We start from the raw sequence: 7,093 nt of genomic DNA, 5'->3' as shown, positions 1-7,093 counted from the left end.
CCGCCGACGATCGCCGACAAGGCCATGGCGAAGGGGAGCGACGTCCAGAAGCCCAGGTCGAGCTGCACGGAGAGGATCGCCGAGGCATAGGCGCCGATCCCCATCAGCGCCGCATGGCCGACCGACATGATGCCGGCCTGGCCGAACTGCAGACCGAGGCCGTAGAGGCCGATCGCCGTATAGAGCGTGGTGATGGCGATCGACAGGAAGCGGTAGCCGAGGCCGAGCCAGGGCAAAGCTATGAGCAGCCCCGCCAGCAGGATTGCCGTTATCGCCTGAACGCCGGCCGGCAGGGGAACCGACGCGTTGTCCGCCGTCAGAAGCGCGAGGCGATCCCGGGCTCTGCTGCCTTCCGGCGCGGCGCCCGTCTTGTCGGCGCTGGTGTCGGTCATGGGCATCGACATCTCACGATGCCTTGGGGCCGAGCGTGCCGCCGAGCAGACCCTGGGGCCGCAGCACCAGGATCAGGATCATCACGACCAGCGAATAGGCGTCGGTCCATTCCGGATATCCGTAACCAGCGCTGAGGCCGTCGACCAGGCCGAGCACGAGACCGCCAACGACGGCGCCGCCGACATTGCCGAGACCGCCGATCAGCGAAACCGCGAAGCCGCGGATGATGATAACGCTGCCGGTGAAGGGCGTGATCGGAAACAGCGAGATCATCAGCGCGCCACCGATGCCGGCAAGCAGGCTGCCATAGATGAAGACGCCGGTGACATAGCGGCGCACCGGGATGCCCATCAGCTCGGCGGTGTCGCGGTCCGAAACACTCGCCCGCAACGCCATCCCATAGCGGCTGCGCGAGATGCCGAAATAAGTTATCGCCACGATCACGGCCGTTACCGCGACGACGATCGCGCGCATGGCGATGATATCCACGCCGCCGATCGTCCAGACCAGGCCGACCGGGTCGGTGATGCTCTTCTGGAACTCGTTGAAGACGCGGATGACGGCGTGCTGCAGGATCACGCTGAGGCCGATCGACATGATGAAGCCGTTCATCGGCCGGTTGAGCGTGAAGCGGAACAGGCATCTTTCGGCGGCAAAGCCGAGCGCTCCAACCAGCAGCCGGCCAACACCAGCGCGACGAAGAAGTTCATGCCGGTGCCGACCATGAACCAGGTCGCCATGCCCCCGACCATCAGGAACTCGCCATGAGCGAAATTGACGATGCCGGCCAGGCCGAAGATCAGCGTGATGCCGATGCCAATGAGAATGGTGACGCTGGCAACCGAGAGGCTGTTCACCAGTTGCTGCACAAAAATGTCCATCATCAAATCCGGGTGGCGAACCTGCTGGGAAGGAGATGGGCGGAACATAGCCGCCCATCCCGATTTTGGATTTTGTCGAGGGCCGGCTCAGCCGCCGTTGTCGCCGGGCGGCGGTGCGGCCGGCGGCTGCTCGACCGCGCATTTGAACTTGTCGGATGTGTTGGGTTCGACCATGCAGACCTCGGTCGCGAAGGTGACCTGATGATGCTTGTTGAACACAAGCGGCACAGGCGACACGACGCCCTTGTAGTCCGACTTCAGGAGCTCTGCGACCACCGCGTCCGGATCATCGATCTTGCCGACCTTCTCCAGCGCCTTGGCGTACCAGAAGAAGTAATCGTAATAGAGCAGCGAAACGGAGGACTGCGGGCCTTTGGCGGCGCCGAGGCCGAAATATTTGTCGAAATACTGCTTCACCTCGGGGTATGGCGAGGAACCCCAGCAGACCGGCACGCAGCTCATCGTCACCGGCACGTTCGCCTTCAGGCTACGCTCCTGATAGATGCCCGGATCGACGCCGAACAGGAAATAGGACGGGGCCACGCCGAGCTTGAGGGCTTGCGGGAAGGCGGTGAGGGTTGAATCGCCGTTGTACCAGAAATGCACGATATCGGGTTTCATGCCCTTGATGCGGGTGAGCAGCGGCGAGAAGTCGGTCGTATCCGGCGGATACTGCACGAGGTCGACTTTCTGGCCTTCCGCCTCGAGCGCCTTGACATAGTGCGACGACAGATACTGTCCGGTCGCGTCATTGCCGACGAACACCACCGAATGCTTCGGCGGCGACTTCAGCTGCGGCGTGAGCAGCGACAGCACGCCCTTGGCGGTGCTGCCGCTGCGCTGCCATTCCTGCGGCTCGCTCTGGAACGCGTAGTGGAGCCAGCCGTCCTCGGCGACGGCCTTGTCGTCGAGCACGGCGCCGAGCGAGCTGTTGCCGGAAAACTGCAGGACCTTGGCCGGGCCGGTGATCTTGGCCATCGACACGGAGAAGTCATGCGTCTCGGTGCCCCAGATCGCCTTGACGCCGATGTCGTTGACCAGCTCGCGCGCGGACGCGATGGTGACGTTCACATCCGTCCGGTTGTCGCGGATATAGAGTTTGATCTTGTAGGTCTTGTCGCCGACCTTGATGCCGCCGGCGTCGTTGATCTGCTGCGCCGCCAGGTTGGCGGCGCCGACGATGGTGTTGCCGGCCGAAACGAACGAGCCCGACTGCGCGGCGATGACGCCGATGGGCAGTTCCTCGTCGGCACGTGCCGTCTGCAAAGCCATGGCGAGCCCAGCGGCTGCCATGGCCAATCCAAGTCCTAGCTGTCTCATGCATGTTCCTCCCGTTACATGGCCAACTTGTCATACAACCCTATTACCATGTAACACGGCTGTCAACTTGACTCCGGCCTGACGGCGATCGAACAGGTGGCGTCGTGTCACCCCTTTCGTTCGTCTGTTTCCGATCTAAGCTTGGGTTGGGAAGTTCATCGTGCGAGGCGCCGGACAAGGATGCCCAACGCAGAGACATGCGCCGCGGTCATTGTGATGATGAAAGTGGCCCGGCAACGCCAAGGCGGAGGGCGCAGAGCCTTGCCACAGTCACAGCGACAAGCGGTACGCCTCAATGGCGGAAGCGCCAAAAATTTGCGACCGTTCTTCTTCCGTCAACCCGGAGAGGCAATCGCCGAGGGCGTGCTTGACCGACTGATAGTCGGCGGCGACCAGGCAGACCGGCCAGTCCGAGCCGAACAGGCATCGCGACGGCCCGAAGATCGAAAGCACCGCGTCGACATAGGGCTGCAGGTCCTGGCTTTTCCAATGCCGCCAGTCGGCCTCCGTGACCATCCCGGACAGCTTGCACCAGACGTGGTCGCGATGCGCCTTGAAACCTTGCATCAATCCGGCCCATGGCTCCATGGCGTGCTGCGCAATGCGCGGCTTTGCGATGTGGTCGACCACGAAACGCAAATTGGGATGCCGTTCCACCGTCTCCAGGGCCGCGGGGATTTGCGGCTCCTTCAACAGCAGGTCATAGGCGAGGTTCGCTTCGGCGACCGCAGCCAGCCCGCGCTGGACGTCCGCGCGCAGCAGCCAGTTCGGATCCGCCTCGTTATGGACGAGGTGACGGATACCGGCCAGATAGCGGCCATCCGGCCGCGCCTTCAGCTCGGACAAGGTGGCCGCCACCTCGGGGTCGGTGAGGTCGACCCATCCGACGACGCCGGCGACGAAGTCGGTCCGGCTCGCGGTCTCCAGGAACACAAGCGTCTCGTTGAGCGAATGCCAAGTCTGGACAAGGATGGTTTTGTCCACGCCGGCCGCGGCGAGCGCCGGCATGAGGTCGTCGGGGGAGAACACCCGGCGTATGGAAGCGTAATCCTCCGTCATCCAGCCGCAGGAGCCATCCGCCGGATCCCAGAAATGCTGATGGCCGTCGATCACCATGGCGGTCACCAGCGCTGGTGCACAGCGGCCTTGATGCGCCGCTCATAGATGTCGGCGATGCGCTCCATCACTTGCGGCGACAGCGCCGGCAGGTCGGACGCGGCGGCGTTTTCCTGCGCCTGCCGGACGGACTTGGCGCCCGGAATGGTCACCGTCACCGCCGGGTTCATCAGTATCCAGCGCAGCGCCCATTGCGCCATTGTCGCGCCTGGCGGCAGCAGCGGCCGCAATTCCTCGACCGCCTGCAGGCCTTCCTGATAGTTCACGCCGGAGAATGTCTCGCCGACGTCGAAGGCCTCGCCCTGCCGGTTGTAGTTGCGGTGGTCCTTGGCACTGAAACTGGAATCGCTCTTGAACTTGCCGGACAAGAGCCCGCTGGCCAGCGGCACCCTGACGATGATGGCGACATCCTTCTGGCGCGCCATGTCGAAGAACAGCTCCGCGGGTCGCTGCCGGAACATGTTGTAGATGATCTGGACGCTGACGACGCCTGGATATTGCAGCGCCTTGATGCCTTCCTCGACCTTCTCGACGCTGACGCCGTAGTGACGGATCTTGCCCTCCTCGACCAGCCTGTCCAGCGCCTCGAACGTCTCGGGCTGGTAGAAGACCTCCGTCATCGGACAGTGGAGCTGGACCAGGTCGAGCACGTCGACCTCGAGATAGCGCAGGCTGCGCTCGACGAAGCTGGTCAGGTTCTGGCGATTGTAGCCGGAAGCGACATGCGGGTTTAGCCGCTTGCCGGCTTTGGTGGCGACCATCGGCCTCGCGCCGCCCCGCCCCTTCAGCGTCTTCGCGATCAGTTTTTCCGCCCGGCCGTCGCCATAGACATCGGCCGTGTCGATCATCGTCACGCCTGAATCGAGCGCCGCATTCAGCGCCGCGATGCCGTCCTTCTCCTCGACGTCACCCCAGTCGGCGCCGATCGCCCAACTGCCGAAGCCGATTTCCGACACTTGCCAGCCGGTGCGGCCAAATCGCCTTTGATGCATGGAAACTCACTCCTCAAAGCCAACGTCGTCTTGACGGGTCGTGCCCGCAGGAATATCAGACCGGATAGTTGTATGACAACCCTGTAAGCATGCAAAAGGTGATGGCAAAAAGCGGCGGCCTTGAATCTACCGGCAAGCTGGAGGGCAACAGCAGGTTCCTGGCATTGGCGCGTGTCGGCGATCGATGCCAACCCGACCTGGACCGTCAAGCCGCCGCCGCCGCTGATCGATACAAGCCACGAACCGGTCGAGCGGCCTTGCCCGATTTACTTCCCGGCACTGTCGCGGAGCTGCTCGAAGCGCTTGTAGGAACGGGTCAAGTGCAGCCGCATCGCGCGCTGCGCCGCCTTGGCGTCGCGTGCTGCGATGGCATCATGGATCGCCCGGTGCTCGCGCCGCGTCCGCTCGAAATGCCGTTCGCGCTCGGCGGGCTCCATCCGGTCGAATTGCGTCCACTGCCGCGGGATCATCGCGGTGCCGAACGTGTCGAAGAGCCGGCTGAAGTAGGCGTTGTGCGAGGCGAGCGAAATCGCCCGATGGAAAGCCGCATCCTCGGTCGCAGCAAGACCCGTCTCGGCGATCGCCCGGTCGATGGCGCCAAGCTGCTTGGCCATGAGCGCAAGGTCCTTGGCGGTGCGGCGCGTGGCCGCCAGCGCCGCCGCTTCGGCTTCGACGCCCATGCGGAGCTCGAGCACCGCCAGGATCTCGTCGATCGATTCGACATCCGTCGGCACGATGGAAAAGGTTTTCGGCGGCGGCTCCTGGGCCACAAAGGCGCCAAGGCCCTGCCGTGTCGTGATCAGCCCTCGTGCGCGGAGCGAAGCCAGCGCCTCGCGAACCACCGTCCGGCTGACGCCCGTCGCGTTGACAATCTCCTGCTCGGTGGGAAGCCGCTGTCCCGGCGCAAGATCGCCGGCCTCGATCTGCGCGGCAAACTTGTCGACCAGCTCGCCCCTGAGGTTGGGGGACTGGCGAATGGCGCCGAACATTGCTCCCTCGCGATCCGTCATTGGAAAACCGGCCCGTTAAATCGATTCTTGCGCCAAGGATCGCACCGCTTGGTTGCAACGGCAATCTCTCGTTTCCAACGCATGTCGCCCAGAATTGCGCGCGGTTCTGGGAGAACGACATGCGTCAAGCAAAGATGCATGTCGCCCAAGTGAACAGCGGTTCTAGGACAACGGCATGCATCAGGACAGCAACCCCAACAGCAAGGGAAGACCAACATGAAGCGGCAAATCGGCTTTATTGGACTTGGCGCGATGGGCTCGGGCATGGCGGCCAACCTTCTGGCCAAGGCTTGGCCGCTGACGGTCTGGGCGCACCGCAACCAGGAGGCGGCGCTGAAGCTGGTCGGCGCCGGTGCCCGCCAGGCGGCCACACCGCGTGCGCTCGCCGAAGGCTGCGACATCGTTCTCCTCTGCGTCACCGGCTCGCCGCAAGTGGAAGCGGTCGTGAAGGGACCGGAGGGGCTTGCGGCTGCCGGCAAACCACTGCTGATCGTCGACTGCTCGACCTCCAACCCGTCCTCGACGATCGCGCTCGCTGCCGAGCTTGCTGCTCAGGGCGTGACGCTGATCGACGCGCCTCTGGCGCGCACGCCCAAGGAAGCTGCCGAAGGCAAGCTCGACGTCATGGTCGGCGGCGCGGCGGAAGCGGTCGCCCGCGCGCGGCCTGTCCTCGAAGCCTTCGCCGCTCGCGTCGTCCACACAGGCCCGACCGGCAGCGGCCACACTATGAAGCTGCTCAACAATTTCGTCTCGATGGGCTATTCCGCGATTTATTCCGAGGCGCTGACGCTCGGCGCCAAGGCCGGGCTGACGCCACAGGTCTTCAACAGCGTCATCTCTGGCAGCCGCATGGATTGCGGCTTCTACCAGGCCTTCTTCGACTTCGTACTGAACCGCAACGAAAACGCCCAGCGCTTTGCCATCGCCAATGCGCTGAAGGACATGACCTACCTCGCCTCCTTCGCCCAGGCCGCCGGCATCGCCAACCCGGTCGGCGCCGTGGTCCGCAACGGTTTTGCCACGGCGGTGGCCGCGGGGCACGGGGAAAAATTCGTGCCGGCGCTGTCGGATATCGTCGCGGGGTTGAACGGGGTGTCGCTGGTTGAGCCGGCGGCTGAGTGAAATCGCACAGGGCGCTCCTCTCCGTTTTGGCTGCCGCTGACCGAGCGGGCTGAGCCGCTGCCTACCCCGCCGCCTGCCCGCGCACAGCCTTCCGCAGCCGCGAATGCCGCGCCGTCGACGCTGGCTTCGCCGAGGCCTCGCCTCCCGGCAGTCCTACGCGAGAAGCCGCACCTGCTAGATGCCGCGTCATGGCGGAGCTCGCGCCCTTCGCGTCGCCGGCCTTGATCGCCGCCAGGATGCGCTCGTGCTCGCCCAGTGT

Annotated in this window: 5 protein-coding genes and 3 pseudogenes; 1 reads left to right on the top strand and 7 read right to left on the bottom strand. The window is 64.4% G+C overall.

Going from position 1 to position 7,093, the window contains the following annotated elements:
* From EOA27_RS15170 to EOA27_RS15145, 6 genes and pseudogenes are all read right to left on the bottom strand, one after another.
* Positions 1–404 (bottom strand): annotated as a pseudogene (locus EOA27_RS15170) (hypothetical protein); the annotation flags it as partial.
* Position 405: 1 nt separating this feature from the next.
* A pseudogene (locus tag EOA27_RS15165) lies at positions 406–1,274 on the bottom strand (branched-chain amino acid ABC transporter permease).
* An 87-nt stretch (positions 1,275–1,361) separates the two neighbouring features.
* Positions 1,362–2,567, bottom strand: coding sequence for an ABC transporter substrate-binding protein (locus EOA27_RS15160; protein WP_245467195.1), 1,206 nt, complete (start codon positions 2,565–2,567; stop codon positions 1,362–1,364).
* Positions 2,568–2,864: 297 nt separating this feature from the next.
* Positions 2,865–3,710 carry an amidohydrolase family protein gene (locus EOA27_RS15155; RefSeq protein WP_127256593.1) on the bottom strand — a complete coding sequence of 282 codons (846 nt, stop codon included), beginning with the start codon at positions 3,708–3,710 and terminating at the stop codon, positions 2,865–2,867.
* A 5-nt stretch (positions 3,711–3,715) separates the two neighbouring features.
* Positions 3,716–4,702, bottom strand: a complete 987-nt coding sequence (locus EOA27_RS15150) for an aldo/keto reductase (protein WP_126078835.1) — start codon at positions 4,700–4,702, stop codon at positions 3,716–3,718.
* A 266-nt stretch (positions 4,703–4,968) separates the two neighbouring features.
* Positions 4,969–5,712: an FCD domain-containing protein gene (locus EOA27_RS15145; protein WP_126078836.1), complete on the bottom strand. Its 744-nt coding sequence runs from the start codon at positions 5,710–5,712 to the stop codon at positions 4,969–4,971.
* Positions 5,713–5,910: 198 nt separating this feature from the next.
* On the opposite strand from EOA27_RS15145, the pseudogene EOA27_RS15140 reads away from it, so the two are divergent.
* Positions 5,911–6,834: pseudogene (locus tag EOA27_RS15140) on the top strand (NAD(P)-dependent oxidoreductase); the annotation flags it as partial.
* Between the two features lie 61 nt (positions 6,835–6,895).
* Here EOA27_RS15140 and EOA27_RS15135 read toward each other — a convergent pair.
* Positions 6,896–7,093: FCD domain-containing protein (locus EOA27_RS15135; RefSeq protein WP_127256591.1), on the bottom strand; the 198-nt coding region annotated here is incomplete at its 5' end.

Origin of the sequence: Mesorhizobium sp. M2A.F.Ca.ET.037.01.1.1 (genome assembly GCF_003998075.1) — a bacterium.
Taxonomy (GTDB): domain Bacteria; phylum Pseudomonadota; class Alphaproteobacteria; order Rhizobiales; family Rhizobiaceae; genus Mesorhizobium.
This window is presented reverse-complemented; position numbering and strand designations above follow the sequence as displayed.

Bases quoted from the DNA above. Each gene is read 5' to 3' on its own strand.
- EOA27_RS15150 (WP_126078835.1), bottom strand. From the start codon at position 4,702: ATGCATCAAAGGCGATTTGGCCGCACCGGCTGGCAAGTGTCGGAAATC.
- EOA27_RS15155 (WP_127256593.1), bottom strand. From the start codon at position 3,710: ATGGTGATCGACGGCCATCAGCATTTCTGGGATCCGGCGGATGGCTCC.
- EOA27_RS15160 (WP_245467195.1), bottom strand. From the start codon at position 2,567: ATGGCAGCCGCTGGGCTCGCCATGGCTTTGCAGACGGCACGTGCCGAC.
- EOA27_RS15145 (WP_126078836.1), bottom strand. From the start codon at position 5,712: ATGACGGATCGCGAGGGAGCAATGTTCGGCGCCATTCGCCAGTCCCCC.